The organism is Citrobacter sp. RHBSTW-00524 (assembly GCF_013747755.1).
Taxonomy (GTDB): Bacteria; Pseudomonadota; Gammaproteobacteria; order Enterobacterales; family Enterobacteriaceae; genus Citrobacter; species Citrobacter braakii.
In genome coordinates, this window is record NZ_CP056421.1 from 18,176 (window position 1) to 39,475 (window position 21,300).

Sequence of the window (21,300 nt, forward strand, 5' to 3'; positions counted from 1 at the left end):
TAATTACGCTTTGTTTATGCGATATGGTTCACCTTGATTCATCTTTGTGCTGATTTTTGCAGCGAACTTTTTTACACTCCGGCGAATGAATCAGGAGGACAGGAGGTGAACATGGATCCCTTACGCGAGGTCAGAAATCGGCTGCTCAACGGCTGGCAGTTGTCAAAGCTGTATACCTTTGAAGTGGCGGCCCGACATCAGTCGTTTGCGCTGGCGGCAGATGAGCTGTCATTAAGCCCCAGCGCTGTCAGCCATCGCATTAATCAGCTGGAAGATGAGCTGGGTATTCAGCTGTTTGTTCGTTCGCATCGTAAAGTGGAACTCACCCACGAGGGCAAGCGCGTGTTCTGGGCGCTGAAATCATCGCTGGATACGCTGAATCAGGAAATCCTTGATATTAAAAATCAGGAGTTGTCCGGGACCCTCACCGTCTACTCACGGCCTTCTATCGCTCAGTGCTGGCTGGTTCCGGCGCTCGGCGACTTTACCCGTCGCTATCCGTCGATTTCGCTGACCATGCTGACCGGGAACGACAACGTCAATCTGCAGCGTGCCGGGGTCGATCTGGCCATCTATTTTGACGACGCGCCCTCCGCGCAGCTCACGCACCACTTCCTGATGGATGAAGAGATCCTGCCGGTATGCAGCCCGGACTACGCTCGCCGCCATGACCTTACCGGTTCGCTGGTGAATTTACCGCACTGTACGTTGCTGCATGACAGACAGGCGTGGAGTAACGACTCCGGGACCGATGAATGGCACAGTTGGGCGCAGCATTTTTCGGTGAATCTGCCGACATCGTCGGGAATTGGTTTCGATCGTTCTGATTTGGCGGTGATTGCGGCGATGAATCATATCGGCGTGGCGATGGGCCGAAAGCGGCTGGTGCAAAAACGCCTCGACAGCGGAGAGCTGGTTGCGCCTTTTGGCGATATGGCGCTGAAATGCCATCAGCACTACTACATCACTACCCTTCCTGGCAGACAGTGGCCGAAAATCGAGGCGTTTATTCGCTGGCTTCAGGAACAGGTTAAATAAGCGGGCCGCGAATATTTTTTACGCTTTCTCGCTACACGCAAAGTGAAAAAGCATGCTAAATACGTGATATCACTCCTGATGATTTGCGTAAGGACGACCGTGTTAAAGCCGATAGTTTTCCTTTTACTGTTAGCCAGCGCCACCGTGTGTGCCGCGCAACCTGTGCTGACCGCGGCGCAGTATGCGCAGCAGCTTGGCGTTGGGATGGACGTAGACTGGGCGCGCACCGATCGGGGTATTCGTGAATTCGATCCGCTGGTGGTGCGGGATTACAAGGCGAAAGGGTTAACCCACGTGCGCATTCGCGTAGCGGGAGAGCCTACGGAGGCGCGGCTTATACATCTGCGCAAGCTGGTGGAAGCCTGCGAGCAGTATGGCGTGATCCCGATAATTGCCTATCAGGCTGACGAATATAAAAAAGATCCCAGTACCGGTAACGAAAAAGAGGTGGTTAACTGGTGGGTGGCGGTGGCGCATTACTTTGGTCAAAGCTCGCCGTTGCTGGGTTTCGACCTGATATACGAACCCTCTGATAAGCTCAACCATAATCAGGTATCGCTCAATCGGGTGTATGACAAAACCATTCGTACTGTCCATGCCATCGACCCGCAGCGGATGATTTTTATCGCGCCGCGACTACGCGCCGCGCCGGAAGATTTGCCTGACCTGAAACTGCCGCCGCAAAGTCAGAATACCGTGCTGGCTCAATGGCATATTTTTCCGTGGGGGCCGCTGAAAAATAACGGTAAATATCCGTGGACCTCAGGCACAGCGGCAGAAAAGGCCGCTATTCGCGCTCGTATCAATACCGCCATTCATTGGCAGCAGAAAACGGGTCATGTCAGTTGGGTGGGAGGGTGGTCGCCAGGAGAAACCATCAGGAACGCGCCTTCTGCCTCGCAAATGGCGTTTGCCCGCTTTATGGCGTGCGAACTGAAAAAAGCGAAAATTCCCTATGCTATCAATGCGGATACGCAGTTTTATGATGGCGAGGAAGGCGCCTGGCGTCCGGCGCTGGAGCCGTTACTGACGACGATGATCGCGCCTGAATGCGAAAAGCCCGGCGATAAGCCGGGCCATCATACGCTTAAACCGCCTGCCCCTGATGCGACACGCGTGACGCCAGCGGAAGCCAGCAAACAAAAATCAACAGTCCCATAAGGGTCATCAGCAGGCCCAAACTGGCTTGCCCGGTCTGCGGCAGCATTGCAGAGAACCACGCCAGCACTCCGGAACCAATATTCTGTAATCCCCCAACCAGCGCACCGGCAGTGCCTGCCAGGAATGGGAAAGGCTCCATTGCGCCACTGGTTGCCAGCGGAAACAGCATCCCGGCACCGAAGAAAAATAGTGCGGCGGGAACCAGCAGCGTCCAGACGTTCATCACGTCAAACAGGCCCGGGATCCACATCATTAAACCGGCTACCAGACAGCAGATAACCGACTGCCACATCAGCGTCGAGAAACGCTTATTCGGGCGACCGGCGAACCAGGCGCCGAAAAATGCCGCCGGGATGGGCAGAATAAACAGGATACTGACCACCATGCTGCTTAAACCGAGCCTTGCGCCCAACAATACCCCGGAGCAGGCCTCGAAGACCGCAACGCCCGCCAGGCCGCCGATCAGCATCAGCACGTAACAGGTGAAAGAACTGTTACCAAACAGCGTTTTATAGCTGGCGATAAGGCGTGGACGCGGTGCGCCCGCAGGACGCGTTTCCGGCATCCAGCGCGCCATGCTAAACGTGACGCCCGCGCACAGAACCAGCAGGAAAATGTAACAGGCGCGCCAGTTCCACAAGGTATCCAGCATGCCGCCAATCAGCGGGGCCAGCAGCGGACTCACCAGAATCCCCATGTTTAACAAACTATTCGCGTGGCGCAGCTGCGTGCCTTCGTACAGATCGCGCGGTAAGGTTCGCGCCATTACACCGCCGACGCCTGTTCCCATGCCCTGGATTGCACTGGCGATAATCAGTACCGTCAGGCTGTGGGTGGTAATCGCGACCAGCGTGGCCAGCATAAAAATAGACATTCCGGCGAGGATCACCGGACGGCGGCCAACGCGATCGGAAAGTGGGCCGTAGAACAGTTGTGACAGGCCGTAGGTCAGCAGGTAGGCGGCCATTACGCTTTGCACCGCTCCTTCGCGAACGTTCAGTTCACGCGCCATATCAGCAATCGCGGGGATATAAATGGTTTGCGCCATCTGACCTACCGCCACCAGTAATACCAACATCAACAACAAATTGACGCTTCTATGCCTTTTCATTTCGCTGATTACTTTTAAAAAAGAGAAAAAAGAAGAATAAGGTGCTGTACTTTCCCGTAAATGCGCGTGGAATCTACCACAACAGAAAAAGAAGGCCAGATAGTGGGCTGGAATGTTTACGCGATGAACGGCAGGAAATGTAAACAAAAAGCGGCAACAAATGTTGCCGGATTGCATCGGCTTTACGGCGCGATCATGACAAGCGAAGTAAGACAGCGCCTACGGCAATACCGGCGGCCGCGACAAGGCGTATTCCGGCAACCTTTTCTTTCAGCAGTAGCCAGGCGAGCAGAGCGCCAAACAGAATGGAGGTTTCACGCAGCGCTGCGACCACCGCCAACGGAGCCTGGGTCATGGCCCACAGCGCCAGACCGTAAGAACCCATCGTACCAATTCCACCCAGAATACCTTTCTTCCACTGTTGTACCAGATAGCGTGACGCTTCCCGGCGCCGGGCGATCATCGCCCAGCCCAGCAGACAGGAACCGTTCAGAAAGAAGGTCCACAGCGTATAACCGAGCGCGGTTTCTGATAAGCGTACGCCGGTGCCATCAACCAGCGTGTAACCAGCGATAAAGCAGGCGTTAATGAGCGCCAGTACGATCCCGCGTTGTGAGCTGCTGCGTCCGTTAAATGCCATGCCGAGAATGGCCAGACAGATCGTAGCAATCCCCACCCAGGCAAACACAGACAGGCTATCGCCAAGGAACAAGACGCTGATAATCGCAACCAGCAGCGGTGCTGTCCCACGCATCAGAGGATAGGTCTGGCTCATATCCGAAACCTGATAGGTTTTGGCGACCAGGACCGTATACACCACTTGCAACGCGGTTGAGACGGCCAAAAACGGCAGGCTGGCGGTGGAAGGCTGAGGCGCGAAGGGTAAGCAGATCAATGCCATAATCGCCGCGGAGCCGCTGACGCCAATCGCCGAGTACAGTTTATCGTTTCCAGCTTTAACAATGGCATTCCAACTGGCATGCAGCAGCGCGGCAAACAGCAAAATGCAGAAAACAGAAAGCGTCATGGTGGCGTTCTTCCCTGAGAATGTCATAAAAACGTAACATATTGGCGCGAGACAAGCACCAGGGAGAAGGTGAAAGGGGAGCGGAGTGTTACCCGCTCCCCTTAGGTGCGACTTGAATCCGAATTACTTAACGTATTTCAGAACGGCATCAAGTAGTTGCAGTGCTGCAACAATGAGTTTGAGGATAAGAATAGCGATATCCACGAGGCTCATACGCTCTCCTTTTGGTACAAGGAGCACGGTGCTGACGTACCTCGCCGCTGCCTGTTGCCAGCACCTTTGTTGACATAACACAGTGTGCTCACACGGGGGTTAAGGCGCTGACGGCACCACCCGTTTCAGCCAGGACTTTGATGCGCCGGTTTACGATGCGGCCCCCGCATAACACATTGCGTACCGAGACATTATAGATAAACACTGTATAAATTAACAGTATTTTGTAGACATTGTGCCATTCATGTTCCATACTCAAAACCATCAAAATTCGTGCCGAAATTGCGTGTTCTTCGCAGAACGCGTATACTTTTTCCGTTGACATAACACAGTGTGTTCGGCGGCTACCAACCGCACAGCGCTGAAAAAAACCTCGCTCCGGCGGGGTTTTTTGTTTTCCGACTCTGCACAGCGAAATGTGATCGTTGACGCATTTTTATGCAGATGAAAAATTTTCCATTGTCACGCTGAAAAACCTGTGTTTGTATAAATCCAGTTAATCAACAAACAGACAGGTCCCTAATGAACCCTTCCATGCTGACTGCGACCCTACTAAAAACTGCGCCATCTCGCGCAGCGGTCGTCGTGCGTGTGGTGGTGGTCGTCGGCAATGCGCCGTAGGGTCCGGATCAACACACGATTCCAAAACCCCGCCGGCGCAAACCGGGCGGGGTTTTTCGTTTAAGAGACCTGCCCGAAGCAAAGGCCCAGAATAAAAGGACTGGAGCATGGCAAGTTCGGGCATAACATCCAAGCGTACGCGTTTTACGGGCGCAGAATTCATCGTTCATTTCATGGAACGCCAGGGGATTCAGGTGGTCACCGGTATTCCTGGCGGATCGATTCTTCCCGTCTATGACGCTTTAAGCCAAAGCACGCAAATCCGTCATATCCTGGCGCGCCACGAGCAGGGCGCGGGGTTTATCGCGCAGGGGATGGCGAGAACCGATGGTAAACCCGCCGTCTGTATGGCCTGTAGCGGACCGGGCGCGACCAACCTGGTGACCGCCATTGCCGACGCGCGGCTGGATTCCATCCCGCTGGTGTGTATCACCGGGCAGGTTCCGGCCTCAATGATCGGGACCGACGCCTTCCAGGAAGTCGACACCTACGGCATCTCTATCCCCATCACCAAGCACAACTATCTGGTCCGCCATATCAGTGAATTACCGCAGGTCATGAGCGATGCGTTCCGCATTGCGCAGTCCGGCCGTCCGGGCCCGGTGTGGATAGACATTCCTAAGGATATTCAAACCGCCGTTTTTGAGATTGAAGAGATGCCGGAGCCCGCGCAGAAAATGGCGGCACCGGCGTTCAGCCAGGACAGCATTCGCGATGCCGCAGCTATGATTAACGCCGCACAGCGTCCGGTGCTGTATCTCGGCGGCGGCGTGATTAACGCGCCTGAGCGGGTTCGTGAACTGGCAGAAAAAGCCATGCTGCCCACCACCATGACCTTAATGGCGCTCGGTATGTTGCCGAAAGCGCATCCGCTGTCATTAGGCATGCTGGGTATGCACGGCGCGCGCAGCACTAATTTTATTCTGCAAGAAGCGGACTTATTGATTGTTCTGGGCGCACGTTTTGATGACCGGGCGATTGGTAAAACCGAGCAGTTCTGTCCGAACGCCAAAATCATCCACGTGGACATCGACCGCGCGGAGCTGGGTAAAATCAAACAGCCGCATGTGGCGATTCAGGCGGATGTCGATGAGGTTCTGGCGCAACTGATCCCATTAATTGACGCGCAGCCGCGAGAGTCGTGGCATCAAATGGTGGCCGATTTACAACGCGAATTCCCCTGCAGCATTCCGCAGGAAAGCGACCCGCTCAGCCACTATGGGCTGATCAACGCCGTAGCGGCCTGCGTGGATGACAATGCCATTATCACCACCGACGTAGGCCAGCATCAGATGTGGGCCGCACAGGCTTACCCGCTGAACCGTCCGCGTCAGTGGCTGACCTCCGGCGGTCTGGGAACCATGGGCTTTGGCCTGCCGGCGGCAATTGGCGCAGCGCTGGTCAACCCGGACAAAAAGGTGCTGTGCTTCTCCGGCGACGGTAGCCTGATGATGAATATTCAGGAAATGGCGACGGCCAGCGAAAATCAGCTGGATATTAAAATCATCCTGATGAATAACGAAGCGTTGGGTCTGGTGTATCAGCAGCAGAGTTTGTTCTATAAGCAGGGCGTTTTTGCGGCGACATATCCGGGGATGATTAACTTTATGCAGATAGCCGCCGGGTTTGGCCTCGAAACCTGCGATTTGAATAACGAAGCGGATCCACAGGCAGCGTTGCAGGAGATTATTAATCGCCCTGGACCTGCGCTGATCCACGTGCGTATCGATGCCGAAGAAAAAGTGTACCCGATGGTGCCGCCGGGTGCGGCAAACACAGAAATGGTGGGGGAATAAGCCATGCAACAGCAGACTCATGACAACGTAATCCTGGAACTCACCGTACGCAACCATCCGGGCGTAATGACCCACGTCTGCGGGCTGTTTGCCCGCCGCGCATTCAACGTGGAAGGCATTCTCTGTCTACCGATTCAGGACAGCGACAAGAGCCGCATCTGGCTACTGGTCAACGACGATCAACGTCTTGAGCAGATGATAAGCCAGATCGACAAGCTGGAAGATGTGGTGAAAGTGGCCCGCAACCAGTCCGACCCGTCGATGTTTAACAAAATCACAGTTTTCTTTGAGTGAGTTAGTCGCCGTCTGAATCCGGGGTGATGACTTTGACAGAACCGTTCCGGCAGTGGGTTGCATAATCTGCCGGCAACGGGCGATCGCTTATCAGTACGTCAAAAGTGGAAAGCGGGCCAATGCTGGCGGGAGCAACCTCATCAAACAGGGCGTGGCGCGTCAGCAGAATTTTGCGCAATCCGCGTTCCATCGCTTTGCGTTTGGTGGCCAGATCGTCCGGATTGAACCAGCTAACGCCGAAATGCTCATGGACTCCGCTGGCAGAGATAAACACTTTTCGTGGGTTGAGCGCATCCAGCGGAGAGGGATTGCTGGTGTCGTAAAAGGCATCACTTTTCGCCCGATAGGTGCCCCCGCAAAGAATCGCCGTGGCGTTGGGTTTTTCATTTAGCGCCACGAATACCCGGTGTGAGTAGCAAATTCCGGTAAAGGTAATATCGTCCGGGATCATGCTGACGACTAATGGCATTTCGGCACCATTATCAAAAAAGACCAGATCGTTTTCACTGACCAGTCCCGCGGCCAGAATGGCAACCGGTAAATCGTCGCGATGATACTGCTTTTGCACGGGGAGCGGAGCGTTAACGAGGGTGGCGGGCTTGTTCACCATCACGATGTAACCACCGAGTAGCGTAAGCGGCAATGGTTCGTCATCCTGGCTGAGATCCCGACGGATGGTCATCACGGAAACCTCCAGCATGCGCGCCGCCTCTTTCAGATGGATTCTGTCGGTCTTCTTCAACAATTCCATCAGACGTCGAATACGTTCTTTTTGCTTGGTTTCCATGCACACTCTCCACGAATCATGTTTTCATGTTCCTTCAGTAACATTTATGTGTTTCTGGGAACATGATATTGCTGCATTACTATACGTCTGACCATTGGGAAATAAAAGCGTGTTTTTACACGTTTTATTGATTATAAGCAGCGAGTTTTCAGTCAATTGTAAGCAAGTTAATCATTTTGAGTGTGATAGAGACGCAACATTTAGCATAATAAATAAACAATAAAATGATCCTCCAATCGCGATCCTAGTCACAAATGATACGGAAGTAACATGATAATGTTATTTTAATATCATTGTTGTGTGATTGTTTCTGAGAGGTAGTAAAATGGATATCGCGGTTATTGGCTCCAACATGGTGGATCTCATCACCTACATCAACCAGATGCCCAAAGAAGGGGAAACGCTGGAAGCACCCGCCTTTAAAATTGGTTGTGGCGGTAAAGGAGCAAATCAGGCCGTTGCGGCTGCTAAGCTCAATTCCAAAGTGCTGATGCTGACGAAAGTCGGTGATGATATTTTTGCGGATAACACCATTCGTAATCTCGAATCCTGGGGGATTAATACGACCTATGTCGAAAAGGTACCCTGCACCAGCAGCGGCGTTGCACCGATCTTTGTTAATGCAAACTCCAGCAACAGCATTCTGATTATTAAAGGTGCCAACAAGTTTCTCTCCCCGGAAGATATCGATCGCGCGGCGGAAGATCTGAAAAAGTGTCAACTTATTGTCCTGCAGCTGGAAGTACAGTTGGAAACGGTTTATCACGCGATTGAATTCGGTAAAAAGCACGGTATTGAAGTGTTATTAAATCCCGCCCCTGCATTACGGGAATTAGATATGTCTTATGCCTGTAAATGCGATTTCTTCGTACCAAATGAAACCGAGCTCGAAATATTAACCGGTATGCCGGTGGATACCTATGACCATATTCGCGCCGCGGCACGTTCTTTGGTTGATAAAGGTCTGAACAATATTATCGTCACCATGGGGGAGAAAGGCGCTCTGTGGATGACGCGTGACCAGGAAGTCCATGTCCCGGCGTTTAAAGTGAACGCTGTCGATACCAGTGGCGCAGGTGACGCTTTCATCGGTTGTTTTGCCCACTATTACGTTCAAAGCGGTGATGTCGAAGCCGCCATGAAAAAAGCCGCTCTCTTCGCTGCATTCAGCGTTACCGGGAAAGGCACTCAATCATCTTATCCAAGCATCGAACAATTTAATGAGTTTCTTACCTTAAACGAATAATACTCCTGCATTGTAAAAGGTAGCACTATGAACGATAAAAACATCATTCAGATGCCCGACGGCTATCTGAATAAGACGCCTCTGTTCCAGTTTATTTTGTTATCCTGTTTATTCCCTTTATGGGGATGCGCAGCCGCATTAAATGATATTCTGATTACGCAATTCAAAAGCGTATTTTCACTCAGCAACTTTGCTTCGGCATTAGTTCAGAGTGCCTTTTATGGCGGTTATTTTTTAATTGCGATTCCGGCATCTTTGGTGATTAAAAAGACCAGTTATAAAATCGCCATCTTAATGGGACTGACCCTTTATATTGTTGGCTGTACGCTCTTTTTCCCGGCATCGCACATGGCCACCTACACCATGTTCCTCGCGGCAATTTTTGCGATTGCGATTGGCCTGAGCTTCCTGGAAACCGCAGCCAACACCTACAGCTCCATGATTGGCCCAAAAGCGTATGCCACCCTGCGCCTGAACATCAGCCAGACCTTTTACCCCATTGGCGCAGCCGCCGGTATTCTGCTGGGTAAATATCTGGTCTTCTCTGAAGGCGAGAGTCTGGAAAAACAGATGGCTGGGATGAACGCGGAGCAGATCCACAACTTTAAAGTGTTGATGCTGGAAAATACCCTTGAGCCTTACAAGTACATGATTATGGTGCTGGTTGTGGTGATGGTGTTGTTCCTGCTGACTCGCTTCCCGACCTGTAAAGTCGCGCAAACGGCGAGTCATAAACGTCCGTCAGCGATGGATACGCTGCGTTATCTGGCCAGCAATGCCCGTTTCCGCCGTGGGATTGTGGCGCAGTTCCTGTACGTGGGGATGCAGGTCGCGGTGTGGTCATTTACCATCCGTCTGGCGCTGGAATTGGGTGATATCAACGAGCGCGACGCCTCAACCTTCATGGTCTATAGCTTTGCCTGCTTCTTTATCGGCAAGTTTATCGCCAACATCTTGATGACACGCTTCAATCCGGAAAAAGTGCTGATCCTCTACTCCACCATTGGCGCACTGTTTCTGGTCTATGTTGCGCTGGCGCCAAGCTTCAGCGCCGTGTACGTTGCCGTACTGGTGAGCGTCCTGTTTGGACCCTGCTGGGCGACAATCTATGCCGGTACGCTGGATACCGTGGATAACGAACATACTGAAATGGCGGGAGCAGTCATTGTCATGGCGATTGTTGGTGCAGCGGTGGTTCCGGCAATTCAGGGCTATGTGGCCGATATGTTCCACTCGCTACAACTCTCGTTCCTGGTCTCCATGTTGTGCTTCGTGTACGTCGGTATCTACTTCTGGCGTGAAAGCAAAGTGCGCAATAACCTGGCTGAAGCGACTGTTTCCTGAGGAGAGCGATCATGACAACACGTATCATGCTGTGGCGGGAACTCTTTGCAGAGCATCCGCGAATCTTACTGAAGAATAGCGACTTCACGGTTACCGCATTTCGTTACGCCAGCGGTGTGGAAGGGCTGAAGATAGAAAACAGTCGTGGACATCTGGTTATTCTGCCCTGGATGGGGCAGATGATCTGGGATGCTCAGTTTGACGGGCATGAACTGACCATGCGCAACATGTTCAGTCAGCCGAAACCGGCTGCGGAAGTGGTAGCGACTTACGGCTGCTTTGCTTTCCACTCGGGTATATTGGCTAATGGCTGCCCTTCGCCGGAAGATTCTCATCCGTTGCATGGCGAAATGGCCTGTGCCGCGATGGATGAGGCCTGGCTGGAGCTGGAGGGAGAGAATTTGCGCGTGAGCGGACGCTACGAGTATGTGATGGGGTTCGGTCATCATTATCAGGCGCATCCTGCGGTGATTATGCGCAAAGCGAGTGCGCTGTTTGATATTCAGATGGCGGTCACCAACCTCGCCTCAGTGGCAATGCCTTTACAGTATATGTGCCATATGAACTATGCCTACGTACCGGAAGCGACCTTCAGCCAGAATATCCCGGATGAAGCCATGAAGCTGCGTGAGTCGGTACCCGCGCATGTTAAGCCTACCGAGCAGTGGCTGACGTTTAATCAGCGGATCATTCAGGGCGAGACCTCGCTGGGGCGCCTCAACGAGCCCGATTTTTACGATCCGGAAATCGTTTTCTTCGCTGACCAACTGGACCGATACACGGATAAGCCTGAATTTCGCATGATCGCACCTGATGGCACCACGTTCGTGACGCGTTTCTCCAGCGCGGAGCTGAATTATGTCACCCGTTGGATCCTCTATAACGGCGATCAGCAGGTGGCAGCCTTCGCCCTACCTGCGACCTGTCGCCCTGAAGGCTTCCTGGCGGCGCAGCGAAAAGGCACGTTGATTCAGCTAGAACCGCAGCACACCCGCACATTTACCGTCACAACTGGCATCGCCTGATCGCTCAAGGCTTAAACAGCAGCGCGTCGGAACACAAAATCCTTCAAGCTGCATAAGGCGGCAAGTCTGCTCACCTCAGAAGCTTACTCAAGTCAGTGACTCGGGTGAGCAGACCAAGCCAACGCAGAGGCTGCTTGAAGGATAAAGTGTATATCGTTAAGGTAAGCACGTTTTTTATCCCCCAGGACAGAACCCATGATCACCGTTGCCCTTATCGACGACCACACTATCGTCCGCTCCGGCTTTGCCCAGTTGCTGGGGCTGGAACCTGATTTGCAGGTTGTGGCTGAGTTCGGCTCAGGCAGCGAGGCGCTGGCGGGATTACCGGGACGTGGCGTGCAGGTATGTATCTGTGATATCTCGATGCCTGATATCTCCGGTCTTGAACTGTTAAGCCAGTTGCCAAAAGGGATGGCGATTATCATGCTCTCCGTCCACGACAGCCCGGCGCTGGTGGAGCAGGCGCTCAACGCGGGCGCGCGTGGTTTCCTTTCTAAACGCTGTAGTCCTGATGAGCTGATCGCGGCGGTGCATACCGTGGCGACCGGCGGCTGCTATTTGACTCCGGATATCGCCGTTAAACTAGCGGCTGGTCGTCAGGATCCGCTGACCAAACGCGAACGTCAGGTGGCGGAGAAACTGGCGCAAGGCATGGCGGTTAAAGAGATTGCCGCCGAACTGGGCCTGTCGCCGAAAACGGTGCACGTGCATCGCGCTAACCTGATGGAAAAACTGGGCGTTAGCAACGATGTCGAACTGGCCCGCCGGATGTTTGACGGCTGGCAATGAACACGCTCTGTTCCCGGTTAATCACCGTTGTTGCCTGCTTCTTTATCTTCTCTGCCGCGTGGTTCTGCTTGTGGAGTATCAGTCTGCACCTGGTTGAGCGCCCGGAGCTGGCGGTACTGCTGTTTCCGTTTGGCCTGCGTCTGGGGCTGATGCTGCAATGTCCACGCGGCTACTGGCCGGTGCTGCTGGGTGCGGAATGGCTGCTTCTTTTCTGGCTGGCGCAGGAAGTGGCGCTGGCTCACTTGCTACTTTTGATGATCGGGAGCTTCCTCACGTTACTCCCGGTGATGCTGATTTCGCGCTACCGCCATCAGCGCGACTGGCGCACGCTGCTGTTGCAGGGCGCGGCGCTGACGGCGGCGGCGTTGCTGCAATCGCTGCCCTGGCTTGGGCAAGGCGAAGAGGCGTGGAATGCCCTACTGCTGACGCTCACTGGTGGATTAACGCTGGCTCCGATCTGTCTGGTTTTCTGGCACTATCTTACCAGCACCACCTGGTTGCCGCTGGGCCCGGCGGTGGTGTCTCAGCCGGTGAACTGGCGCGGACGGCATCTGGTCTGGTATCTGCTGCTGTTTAGCGTCAGCCTGTGGTTGCAGCTTGGCCTGCCCGATGAACTGTCGCGCTTCACGCCGTTTTGCCTCGCACTGCCGATCATTGCGCTCGCCTGGCACTACGGCTGGCAGGGGGCGCTGATTGCCACGTTAATGAACGCCATTGCGCTGATTGCCAGCCAGACCTGGCACGATCATCCCGTCGACCTGTTGCTCTCCCTGCTGGTGCAAAGCCTGACCGGGCTGCTGCTCGGCGCGGGGATCCAGCGTCTGCGCGAGCTTAACCAGTCGCTGCAAAACGAATTAGCGCGCAACCACCGTCTGGCTGAACGCCTGCTGGAGACCGAAGAGAGCGTGCGCCGGGATGTGGCGCGCGAACTGCACGATGATATCGGTCAGACCATCACCGCCATTCGCACCCAGGCGGGCATTGTCCAGCGGCTGGCGCCGGAAAACGCAGGGGTGAAGCGCAGCGGGGCGCATATCGAACAACTTTCTCTTGGCGTGTACGATTCGGTGCGTCGTCTGTTGGGTCGTCTGCGTCCGCGCCAGTTGGATGATCTCACGCTGGAACAAGCGATCCGCTCATTGATGCGTGAAATGGAGCTGGAAAGCCGTGGCATTGTCAGCCACCTTGACTGGCGAATTGACGAATCTGCACTCAGCGAAAGTCAGCGGGTGACGCTGTTTCGCGTCTGTCAGGAAGGGCTGAACAACATCGTTAAGCACGCCAACGCCAGCGCGGTGACGCTTCAGGGCTGGCAGCAGGATGAACGGCTGATGCTGGTGATTGAGGACGACGGCAGCGGCCTGCCGCCGGGGTCGAATCAGCAGGGATTTGGCCTCACCGGGATGCGTGAACGTATTACCGCCCTCGGGGGATCGCTCTCGATTTCCTGTACGCACGGCACGCGGGTCAGCGTGTCGTTACCCCAGCGTTATGTGTAAGGAGCGGTCATGTTTTCGTTTTTAAAATCCTCAGTCAGCGCGCCGCTCATCACCGATAAGCATGAAGTGGATGCCCTCTACCGCTACTGGCGGCGGCATATTCTGACCACTATCTGGCTCGGCTACGCGCTGTTCTATTTCACACGCAAGAGCTTCAACGCCGCCGTACCGGATATCCTCACCAGCGGCGTGCTGACCCGCAGCGACATTGGTCTGCTGGCGACGCTGTTTTACATCACCTACGGCCTGTCGAAGTTTGTTTCCGGTATCGTCAGTGACCGTTCCAACGCCCGTTATTTTATGGGGTTTGGGCTTATCGCCACCGGCGTGGTGAACATTCTGTTTGGCTTCTCCACCTCGCTCTGGGCTTTTGCGGTGCTCTGGGCGCTGAACGCCTTTTTCCAGGGCTGGGGGTCGCCGGTCTGCGCGCGTTTATTGACCGCGTGGTATTCGCGTACCGAACGCGGCGGCTGGTGGGCGCTGTGGAATACTGCGCACAATGTTGGCGGGGCGCTGATCCCTATCGTGATGGCGGCGACGGCGCTGCACTACGGCTGGCGTGCCGGGATGATGATCGCCGGGCTGCTGGCGATTGTAGTGGGGATTTTTCTCTGCTGGCGGCTGCGCGACAGGCCGCAGGCGATTGGTCTGCCGCCGATTGGCGACTGGCGCCATGATGAGCTGGAAATCGCCCAGCAGCAGGAAGGCGCAGGGCTGAGCCGTAAAGAGATCCTCACCCGCTATGTATTGCTGAATCCCTATATCTGGCTGCTGTCGCTGTGTTACGTGCTGGTGTACGTCGTCCGCGCCGCCATCAACGACTGGGGCAATCTGTATATGTCGGAGACGCTCGGCGTGGATCTGGTGACCGCCAATACCGCCGTGACCATGTTCGAATTGGGCGGATTTATCGGCGCGCTGGTCGCAGGCTGGGGCTCGGACAAACTGTTTAACGGCAACCGCGGTCCAATGAACCTGATTTTCGCTGCCGGAATTTTGCTCTCCGTGGGCTCGTTGTGGCTGATGCCGTTCGCCAGTTACGTGATGCAGGCGGCGTGCTTCTTCACCACCGGATTCTTCGTCTTCGGCCCGCAAATGCTGATCGGCATGGCGGCGGCGGAGTGCTCGCACAAAGAGGCAGCGGGCGCGGCAACCGGATTTGTCGGGCTGTTTGCCTATCTGGGGGCATCGCTTTCCGGCTGGCCGCTGGCGAAGGTGATGGAGGTCTGGCACTGGACCGGATTCTTTGTGGTGATCGCCATTGCGGCGGGAATTTCCGCGCTGCTGCTGCTGCCGTTTTTGAACGCCCAGGCTCCACGCGAACTCAACGAAGCGTGATGCACCTCACCTTTTTGCCCTGAGTAGGGCAAAACTAAGAAATTTTCCCGGTTTCACCTGGACGCTGTCTCAGGCGCGTCCCCCGGCTGATTTTTACAATGCCTGCCATTCGCAGGTATAAAAATTAGCTCGGGAGTGTCAAATGCTGGCCTTTCTAAACCAGGTACGCAAGCCGACCCTGGATCTGCCGCTCGATGTGCGGCGCAAAATGTGGTTCAAACCGTTCATGCAGTCCTATCTGGTAGTCTTTATTGGCTACCTGACCATGTATCTGATCCGCAAAAACTTCAACATCGCGCAGAACGACATGATCTCCACCTACGGGCTGAGCATGACGCAGCTGGGAATGATTGGCCTGGGCTTCTCCATCACCTACGGCGTGGGTAAAACGCTGGTTTCCTACTACGCAGACGGCAAAAATACCAAGCAGTTCCTGCCGTTTATGCTGATCCTCTCCGCCATCTGTATGCTCGGCTTCAGCGCCAGCATGGGGGCGGGTTCAACCAGCCTGTTCCTGATGATCGCCTTCTACGCGCTGAGCGGTTTTTTCCAGAGTACTGGCGGCTCGTGTAGCTATTCCACCATCACCAAATGGACGCCGCGTCGCAAGCGGGGTTCTTACCTCGGTATGTGGAATATCTCCCATAACCTCGGTGGTGCGGGTGCGGCTGGCGTGGCGCTGTTTGGCGCCAACTATCTGTTCGACGGTCACGTCATTGGTATGTTTATCTTCCCGTCGATTATCGCCCTGATTGTCGGCTTTATCGGCCTGCGCTACGGCAGCGACTCCCCGGAGTCTTATGGCCTCGGTAAAGCTGAAGAGCTGTTCGGCGAGGAGATAAGCGAAGAGGACAAAGAGACTGAAGAAAATGAGATGACCAAATGGCAGATCTTTGTTGAGTACGTGCTGAAAAACAAAGTGATCTGGCTGCTGTGCTTCTCCAACATTTTCCTGTACGTGGTGCGCATCGGTATCGACCAGTGGTCCACTGTCTACGCTTTCCAGGAGCTGAAGCTCTCCAAAGAAGTGGCGATTCAGGGCTTTACCCTGTTTGAAGTGGGCGCGTTGGTCGGCACGCTATTGTGGGGTTGGCTCTCTGACCTGGCTAACGGTCGTCGTGCGCTGGTAGCCTGCGTGGCGCTGGCGTTGATTATCGCGACCCTGGGCGTTTATCAGCACGCCAGCAACCAGTATGTCTATCTGGCTTCGCTGTTTGCGTTGGGCTTCCTGGTGTTTGGTCCTCAGCTGTTAATCGGCGTTGCAGCCGTCGGATTCGTACCGAAAAAAGCGATCGGCGCAGCCGATGGGATTAAAGGCACCTTCGCATATCTGATTGGTGACAGCTTCGCCAAGCTGGGTCTGGGGATGATTGCCGACGGCACGCCGATTTTTGGTCTGACCGGCTGGGCGGGCACGTTCGCCGCGCTGGATACCGCCGCCATCGGTTGTATCTGCCTGATGGCCATCGTGGCCGTGTTTGAAGAACGTAAAATTCGCCGCGAGAAAAAAATTCAACAATTGAAAGTCGCTTAAGTTAAGTGTGCATTGGTAACTTTTGCCCGCCTGGATGGCGGGCTTTTTTATGTCGCGGATCCATCCTGAATCGTGTTGATACGTTCAGTCGTCGACAGAGAGGAATTTGCCGTTATGATGGGCATCCTGTCTGGTAATGGATGTGCGCATGATTTGGATAATGCTGGCCACATTGGTCGTTGTTTTTGTAGTGGGTTTTCGGGTGTTGACGTCCGGATCTCGACGGGCAATTCGCCGTCTGAGCGAGCGACTGAATATTGATGTTGTGCCGGTAGAGTCGATGATCGATCAGATGGGAAAAGTACAGGGTGAGGCTTTTTTACAGTACCTCCACCGCCCAGATGAATCACATCTGCAAAATGCTGCCCAGGTGTTGTTGATCTGGCAAATCGTTATTGTCGACGGCAGTGAGTCGAATCTGCTGCAATGGCACCGTTGGCTGCAAAAAGCCCGATTGGCCACGCCGATTACTGACGCACAGGTGCGTCTGGCGCTCGGTTTTCTGCGCGAGATAGAGCCGGATATGCAGGAGTTTAATGCGTTTCAGATGCGCTATAACGCCTTTTTCCAGCCCGAAGATGGCGTGCACTGGCTACACTGACAGTCATGCCTGTTGGCGTTACGTGACTCAGGCCGACAAAGGGACCCTGCCGCTGGTCGAATAAGACACGTCGACATTCAGCGGTAAAGTTACCAAAACGTTAAATACGTCACAAATTTAATGTTACACTGCGTAACTTTTCTGCAATAACCCCACGCAGGTAACAAAATGAGTGAAGCTGTTGAACAAAAATCCCGCGCTGAGGCAAATGCCCGACCGAACTGGTCGGCGGTATTCGCCGTGGCGTTCTGCGTTGCCTGCCTGATAACCGTTGAGTTTCTGCCCGTTAGCCTGTTAACGCCGATGGCGCAGGATCTGGGGATTTCTGAAGGTGTTGCCGGACAATCGGTGACTGTGACGGCATTTGTTGCCATGTTCGCCAGCCTGTTTGTGACGCAAATTATCCAGGCGACCGATCGTCGCTACGTGGTGATCGTGTTTTCGGTGCTGCTGACGCTCTCCTGCCTGCTGGTTTCCTTTGCCAACTCTTTTTCACTGCTGCTCATTGGCCGCGCCTGTCTCGGTCTGGCGCTTGGCGGATTCTGGGCGATGTCGGCGTCGCTGACCATGCGTCTGGTTCCCGCCCGTACGGTACCGAAAGCGCTGTCGGTGATTTTTGGCGCGGTCTCTGTCGCGCTGGTGATTGCCGCGCCGCTGGGGAGTTTTTTGGGCGGTATTATCGGCTGGCGCAACGTGTTTAATGCGGCGGCGGTAATGGGCGTGCTGTGCACGATTTGGGTGGTGAGAGCGCTGCCGTCGTTGCCAGGTGAACCTTCGCATCAGAAACAAAATATGTTCATCCTGCTGCAGCGCCCGGGGGTGATGGCCGGGATGATTGCCATCTTTATGTCCTTTGCCGGACAGTTCGCCTTCTTTACCTATATTCGCCCGATCTATATGAATCTGGCAGGCTTTGAAGTTGATGGCCTGACGTTGGTGCTGCTGAGTTTTGGTATCGCCAGCTTTGTCGGGACGTCGCTCTCCTCGGTAGTTCTGAAGCGCTCGGTCAAACTGGCCTTAGCCGGTGCGCCGCTGGTGCTGGCGCTTAGCGCGCTGGTCCTGATCCTGTGGGGTAGCGACAAAGTTGTGGCGGCAGGTATTGCGATTATCTGGGGCCTGGCGTTTGCGTTGGTTCCGGTCGGCTGGTCGACGTGGATCACCCGATCGCTTGCCGATCAGGCAGAAAAAGCTGGATCCGTCCAGGTCGCCGTGATCCAGCTTGCCAATACCTGCGGGGCAGCGGTGGGAGGCTATGCGCTCGATAACCTCGGACTGCTTTCGCCCCTGATGCTTTCCGGCAGCCTGATGCTGCTGACGGCGCTTCTGGTCACGATGAAGGTCAGAATACAGTGAGATTGTTGCCTGATGGCGCGCAGCTTTCAGGCAACATCGTTATCTGACGACTGAATCAATCAAAACCATTGTTTTCGGCGGTATGGGCAAACCATTCGCCGCTTTTCTTCACCGTACGTTTTTGCGTATCTAAATCTAACTGGACAAAACCGTAGCGGTTTTTATATCCGTTGAGCCAGGACCAGTTATCAATAAAGGTCCACATATGGTAGCCAAGACAATTACACCCTTCGCTAATGCCTTTATGTAGCCATTTAAGATGCGCAGAAACAAATTCAATACGGTAGCTGTCGTTGATTTGGTCCTGCTGAATAAAACGTTGCTCATTTTCGACTCCCATGCCGTTTTCAGAAATAAAACAGCGCGGGTTGCCGTAGTTATCACGCAGATTAGTAATAATATCGTAAATACCTGGCTCGTAAATTTCCCAGCCACGGTAAGGGTTCATTTTACGCCCCGGCATTTCGTAATAATCAAACAGCCACTCCGGCATAAACGGCGCGTCAGGATTGACGGCAGTATCACGACATTTCACGCGGCGCGGCTGATAATAATTAATACCGAGCAGGTCGATTTTGCCATCGGCGATGAGCTGACTGTCGCCTGGCTGACATGCTGGGAGTTGATCGTACTCTTTTAGCAGCGCTATCAGATCCGCCGGATATTCACCTTTTAGCACCGGGTCAAGGAAGCTGCGGTTAAACAGCAGATCCGCATGGTGCGCAGCTTTTACATCCGCTGGGTGTTGTGAGCGCGGATAAGAGGGCGTTAAATTCAGGATCACACCGATTTCACCGTCATAACTTCCGGCGTGGTACGCGCGTACCGCCGTGGAATGCGCCAGTACGGTGTGATACGCCACGGTGGCCGCGCGTTTGAAATCCACCACGTTAGGGTAATGGAAGTCATACAGATAGCCGCCTTCTACCGGGACAATCGGTTCGTTAAAGGTGAACCAGTGCTTCACCCGATTGCCGAACAAGGTAAAACAGGTTTGTGCGTAGCGACCAAACGCCTCAACCACATCACGGTTTTCCCAGCCACCTTTCTCCTGCATCACCATCGGCATATCGAAGTGGAACAGGGTGATAAATGGCGTAATGCCTTGCGCCAGCAGCTCATCGATGACGTTGTTATAGAAATCAACTGCCTGCGGGTTGACGTCGCCAGTACCGTCCGGGATCAGTCGTGACCAACTGATTGAAGTGCGGAAGCTGTTGTGCTTCAGCTGTTTGAGCAGTGCGATGTCCTGTTTCCAGTGCTGATAAAAGGCCGAGGTGTTCGCCGGGCCAACCCCCTGATGGAAACGCCCAGGCTGGCGGTCGAACCACACGTCCCATGTCGTCTGGCTTTTGCCGCCGTTCAGACTATCCCCTTCGGTTTGCAGCGCCGAGCAGGCACTGCCCCACCAAAAGTTTTCGGGAAAACGGTATCGCATTATCTTGCTCCTTGATGTGTTTCATTTCCCTACACAATAGGCGATTTTGCAAAACAGAAACCGGTTACAGCACTCGTTTTTCAATGCGATAGTTACAAATCCGGGCATTCAACTTTGCCCAGCGCTTCCCAGTAGTTGTTCTGATTGTTTCTTTGTATTGCCAGAATGGCTTCGCGGATGTGTTGCTGATTACGGGTATCAGCCATAATCGTTTTTTCCCACACCTCATCCGATGGCGACCCCTGCGGGGTACAAATCTTGCGTAAATCCTTCAATACGGTGTTTTTTTCATGAACGGACTGTAGAGAGCCATAAGCCGAATCGGCCTGCGCCAAACCCGGCAGCATGAAAAGAATGGCAATAAGCGGTAAAACGGCTTGTTTCATGATAATAATCCTTGTTGTCGATGCGCATCATCTCAAGAGTAAGTGTAGACGGCATGCGCCTCACTCATCAGCCTGTGTTAATTTCTAAAAAGAAAATCAGCCAGAAGTTTTAGTTTTTCAGGAGGATAGGATGCAAATACAGATTACAGATACCATTACTGAAGACGATCAAAATGCTCTGCTTGTTGGACTGCGCGCCTACAATCGCCAGTTCCTGAGGACCACCAATTTTGGCGACCTGGCGGTGTACTGGCGCGATGAGCACAATGAAATACTGGGCGGGCTGATCGGTAAAATCAAAGGCGAATGGCTGTGTATTGATTTCCTGTGGATGCATGACTCGCTGCGTAAAGGCGGTTACGGCACAAAGTTGATGCAGGCCGCTGAACAGACGGCGCGTGAGAGAGGATGCCTGCATGCGCTGGTGGACACGATGAGTTTCCAGGCGCTGCCGTTTTATCAGAAAAACGGCTATCAGTTGCAAATGACCCTCGATAACTTTCCAGAAACCGGTTCCGCGCGCCATTATTTGTCGAAAACGTTTTGATGACCGGAAGGACTGCAAAAGGGATGACCTAACGGCACATTCCGACTCATTTTCCTTTTCGCATTATGCTTTTTTCTTCTTGCTGATGCTTTTTCGTTTTTTAAACCGCAGCGGCCTTCCCGCTATAGTCATTTCATTACTCATCAGGCGGT

At 53.9% G+C, this 21,300-nt stretch carries 21 protein-coding genes; 15 read left to right on the forward strand and 6 right to left on the reverse strand.

Annotated features, from left to right (window positions below; genetic code table 11):
• Nucleotides 1–111: 111 nt before the first annotated feature.
• Both dsdC and HV229_RS00100 read left to right on the forward strand, forming a co-directional pair.
• Nucleotides 112–1,038 (forward strand): DNA-binding transcriptional regulator DsdC, encoded by a 927-nt coding sequence (gene dsdC / locus HV229_RS00095; RefSeq protein ID WP_016155054.1) that lies wholly within the window; start codon nucleotides 112–114, stop codon nucleotides 1,036–1,038.
• A 78-nt stretch (nucleotides 1,039–1,116) separates the two neighbouring features.
• Nucleotides 1,117–2,199, forward strand: coding sequence for a cellulase family glycosylhydrolase (locus HV229_RS00100; protein ID WP_080859251.1), 1,083 nt, complete (start codon nucleotides 1,117–1,119; stop codon nucleotides 2,197–2,199).
• Here the strand turns inward: HV229_RS00100 and emrD are convergent.
• From emrD to tisB, 3 genes are all read right to left on the reverse strand, one after another.
• Nucleotides 2,126–3,310 (reverse strand): multidrug efflux MFS transporter EmrD, encoded by a 1,185-nt coding sequence (emrD, locus tag HV229_RS00105; protein ID WP_075848952.1) that lies wholly within the window; start codon nucleotides 3,308–3,310, stop codon nucleotides 2,126–2,128. The two genes, HV229_RS00100 and emrD, sit on opposite strands and share 74 nt — an antisense overlap.
• Nucleotides 3,311–3,503: 193 nt before the next feature.
• Nucleotides 3,504–4,337: a DMT family transporter gene (locus HV229_RS00110; RefSeq protein WP_016155051.1), complete on the reverse strand. Its 834-nt coding sequence runs from the start codon at nucleotides 4,335–4,337 to the stop codon at nucleotides 3,504–3,506.
• Nucleotides 4,338–4,460: 123 nt separating this feature from the next.
• Complete coding sequence (gene tisB, locus HV229_RS00115; RefSeq protein WP_003023909.1) at nucleotides 4,461–4,550, reverse strand: type I toxin-antitoxin system toxin TisB; 90 nt, start codon at nucleotides 4,548–4,550, stop codon at nucleotides 4,461–4,463.
• A gap of 522 nt (nucleotides 4,551–5,072) precedes the next feature.
• On the opposite strand from tisB, the gene ivbL reads away from it, so the two are divergent.
• From ivbL to ilvN, 3 genes are all read left to right on the forward strand, one after another.
• Nucleotides 5,073–5,171: an ilvB operon leader peptide IvbL gene (gene ivbL, locus HV229_RS00120; RefSeq protein WP_003827118.1), complete on the forward strand. Its 99-nt coding sequence runs from the start codon at nucleotides 5,073–5,075 to the stop codon at nucleotides 5,169–5,171.
• 107 nt (nucleotides 5,172–5,278) lie between these two features.
• Nucleotides 5,279–6,967 (forward strand): acetolactate synthase large subunit, encoded by a 1,689-nt coding sequence (gene ilvB, locus HV229_RS00125; RefSeq protein ID WP_016155049.1) that lies wholly within the window; start codon nucleotides 5,279–5,281, stop codon nucleotides 6,965–6,967.
• A gap of 3 nt (nucleotides 6,968–6,970) precedes the next feature.
• Nucleotides 6,971–7,261: an acetolactate synthase small subunit gene (gene ilvN, locus HV229_RS00130; protein WP_003023914.1), complete on the forward strand. Its 291-nt coding sequence runs from the start codon at nucleotides 6,971–6,973 to the stop codon at nucleotides 7,259–7,261.
• Nucleotide 7,262: 1 nt separating this feature from the next.
• Here the strand turns inward: ilvN and HV229_RS00135 are convergent, their stop codons facing one another.
• Nucleotides 7,263–8,048, reverse strand: a complete 786-nt coding sequence (locus HV229_RS00135) for a DeoR family transcriptional regulator (RefSeq protein WP_047415709.1) — start codon at nucleotides 8,046–8,048, stop codon at nucleotides 7,263–7,265.
• 325 nt (nucleotides 8,049–8,373) lie between these two features.
• Here HV229_RS00135 and rbsK point away from each other — a divergent pair, with 325 nt between their 5' ends.
• The 9 genes from rbsK (at nucleotide 8,374) to nepI (ending at nucleotide 18,777) form a co-directional block, all read left to right on the forward strand.
• The gene (gene rbsK / locus HV229_RS00140; RefSeq protein WP_003827124.1) at nucleotides 8,374–9,294 is read left to right on the forward strand and encodes a ribokinase; all 921 of its coding nucleotides are present in this window, start codon (nucleotides 8,374–8,376) and stop codon (nucleotides 9,292–9,294) included.
• A 27-nt stretch (nucleotides 9,295–9,321) separates the two neighbouring features.
• A complete protein-coding gene (gene fucP, locus HV229_RS00145; protein WP_094761528.1) occupies nucleotides 9,322–10,638 on the forward strand; it encodes an L-fucose:H+ symporter permease in 1,317 nt (438 codons plus the stop codon).
• An 11-nt stretch (nucleotides 10,639–10,649) separates the two neighbouring features.
• Nucleotides 10,650–11,663 (forward strand): aldose 1-epimerase family protein, encoded by a 1,014-nt coding sequence (locus HV229_RS00150; protein ID WP_181546628.1) that lies wholly within the window; start codon nucleotides 10,650–10,652, stop codon nucleotides 11,661–11,663.
• Nucleotides 11,664–11,858: 195 nt separating this feature from the next.
• Nucleotides 11,859–12,452, forward strand: coding sequence for a transcriptional regulator UhpA (gene uhpA / locus HV229_RS00155; protein WP_016155044.1), 594 nt, complete (start codon nucleotides 11,859–11,861; stop codon nucleotides 12,450–12,452).
• Nucleotides 12,449–13,951: a signal transduction histidine-protein kinase/phosphatase UhpB gene (gene uhpB, locus HV229_RS00160; protein ID WP_075848948.1), complete on the forward strand. Its 1,503-nt coding sequence runs from the start codon at nucleotides 12,449–12,451 to the stop codon at nucleotides 13,949–13,951. Before uhpA ends, uhpB begins: the two co-directional genes overlap by 4 nt.
• Nucleotides 13,952–13,960: 9 nt before the next feature.
• Nucleotides 13,961–15,289 carry an MFS transporter gene (locus HV229_RS00165; RefSeq protein WP_181546630.1) on the forward strand — a complete coding sequence of 443 codons (1,329 nt, stop codon included), beginning with the start codon at nucleotides 13,961–13,963 and terminating at the stop codon, nucleotides 15,287–15,289.
• Nucleotides 15,290–15,431: 142 nt separating this feature from the next.
• Complete coding sequence (uhpT, locus tag HV229_RS00170; RefSeq protein WP_003023929.1) at nucleotides 15,432–16,823, forward strand: hexose-6-phosphate:phosphate antiporter; 1,392 nt, start codon at nucleotides 15,432–15,434, stop codon at nucleotides 16,821–16,823.
• Between the two features lie 148 nt (nucleotides 16,824–16,971).
• Nucleotides 16,972–17,424 (forward strand): DUF1198 family protein, encoded by a 453-nt coding sequence (locus HV229_RS00175; RefSeq protein ID WP_016157801.1) that lies wholly within the window; start codon nucleotides 16,972–16,974, stop codon nucleotides 17,422–17,424.
• Between the two features lie 168 nt (nucleotides 17,425–17,592).
• Nucleotides 17,593–18,777, forward strand: coding sequence for a purine ribonucleoside efflux pump NepI (gene nepI, locus HV229_RS00180; RefSeq protein WP_094169436.1), 1,185 nt, complete (start codon nucleotides 17,593–17,595; stop codon nucleotides 18,775–18,777).
• Between the two features lie 55 nt (nucleotides 18,778–18,832).
• Here the strand turns inward: nepI and HV229_RS00185 are convergent, their stop codons facing one another.
• Together HV229_RS00185 and HV229_RS00190 are read right to left on the reverse strand one after the other, a co-directional pair.
• Nucleotides 18,833–20,215, reverse strand: a complete 1,383-nt coding sequence (locus HV229_RS00185) for a glycoside hydrolase family 1 protein (RefSeq protein ID WP_181546632.1) — start codon at nucleotides 20,213–20,215, stop codon at nucleotides 18,833–18,835.
• A gap of 92 nt (nucleotides 20,216–20,307) precedes the next feature.
• Nucleotides 20,308–20,601 (reverse strand): YicS family protein, encoded by a 294-nt coding sequence (locus tag HV229_RS00190; protein ID WP_019078023.1) that lies wholly within the window; start codon nucleotides 20,599–20,601, stop codon nucleotides 20,308–20,310.
• Nucleotides 20,602–20,731: 130 nt separating this feature from the next.
• Between HV229_RS00190 and HV229_RS00195 the strand changes: the two genes are divergently transcribed.
• Entirely contained in the window at nucleotides 20,732–21,148 is a 417-nt protein-coding gene (locus tag HV229_RS00195) for a GNAT family N-acetyltransferase (protein ID WP_016155037.1), read from the forward strand.
• The last annotated feature ends 152 nt before the right edge of the window (nucleotides 21,149–21,300 follow it).

Coding starts and splice junctions, on each gene's coding strand:
- HV229_RS00110 (WP_016155051.1), bottom strand. CDS start 4,337: ATGACGCTTTCTGTTTTCTGCATTTTGCTGTTTGCCGCGCTGCTGCAT.
- HV229_RS00195 (WP_016155037.1), top strand. CDS start 20,732: ATGCAAATACAGATTACAGATACCATTACTGAAGACGATCAAAATGCT.
- HV229_RS00135 (WP_047415709.1), bottom strand. CDS start 8,048: ATGGAAACCAAGCAAAAAGAACGTATTCGACGTCTGATGGAATTGTTG.
- tisB (WP_003023909.1), bottom strand. CDS start 4,550: ATGAGCCTCGTGGATATCGCTATTCTTATCCTCAAACTCATTGTTGCA.
- HV229_RS00190 (WP_019078023.1), bottom strand. CDS start 20,601: ATGAAACAAGCCGTTTTACCGCTTATTGCCATTCTTTTCATGCTGCCG.
- uhpT (WP_003023929.1), top strand. CDS start 15,432: ATGCTGGCCTTTCTAAACCAGGTACGCAAGCCGACCCTGGATCTGCCG.
- rbsK (WP_003827124.1), top strand. CDS start 8,374: ATGGATATCGCGGTTATTGGCTCCAACATGGTGGATCTCATCACCTAC.
- HV229_RS00100 (WP_080859251.1), top strand. CDS start 1,117: ATGATTTGCGTAAGGACGACCGTGTTAAAGCCGATAGTTTTCCTTTTA.
- ivbL (WP_003827118.1), top strand. CDS start 5,073: ATGAACCCTTCCATGCTGACTGCGACCCTACTAAAAACTGCGCCATCT.
- emrD (WP_075848952.1), bottom strand. CDS start 3,310: ATGAAAAGGCATAGAAGCGTCAATTTGTTGTTGATGTTGGTATTACTG.
- uhpB (WP_075848948.1), top strand. CDS start 12,449: ATGAACACGCTCTGTTCCCGGTTAATCACCGTTGTTGCCTGCTTCTTT.
- ilvN (WP_003023914.1), top strand. CDS start 6,971: ATGCAACAGCAGACTCATGACAACGTAATCCTGGAACTCACCGTACGC.
- fucP (WP_094761528.1), top strand. CDS start 9,322: ATGAACGATAAAAACATCATTCAGATGCCCGACGGCTATCTGAATAAG.
- HV229_RS00175 (WP_016157801.1), top strand. CDS start 16,972: ATGATTTGGATAATGCTGGCCACATTGGTCGTTGTTTTTGTAGTGGGT.
- HV229_RS00165 (WP_181546630.1), top strand. CDS start 13,961: ATGTTTTCGTTTTTAAAATCCTCAGTCAGCGCGCCGCTCATCACCGAT.
- uhpA (WP_016155044.1), top strand. CDS start 11,859: ATGATCACCGTTGCCCTTATCGACGACCACACTATCGTCCGCTCCGGC.
- nepI (WP_094169436.1), top strand. CDS start 17,593: ATGAGTGAAGCTGTTGAACAAAAATCCCGCGCTGAGGCAAATGCCCGA.
- HV229_RS00185 (WP_181546632.1), bottom strand. CDS start 20,215: ATGCGATACCGTTTTCCCGAAAACTTTTGGTGGGGCAGTGCCTGCTCG.
- ilvB (WP_016155049.1), top strand. CDS start 5,279: ATGGCAAGTTCGGGCATAACATCCAAGCGTACGCGTTTTACGGGCGCA.
- HV229_RS00150 (WP_181546628.1), top strand. CDS start 10,650: ATGACAACACGTATCATGCTGTGGCGGGAACTCTTTGCAGAGCATCCG.
- dsdC (WP_016155054.1), top strand. CDS start 112: ATGGATCCCTTACGCGAGGTCAGAAATCGGCTGCTCAACGGCTGGCAG.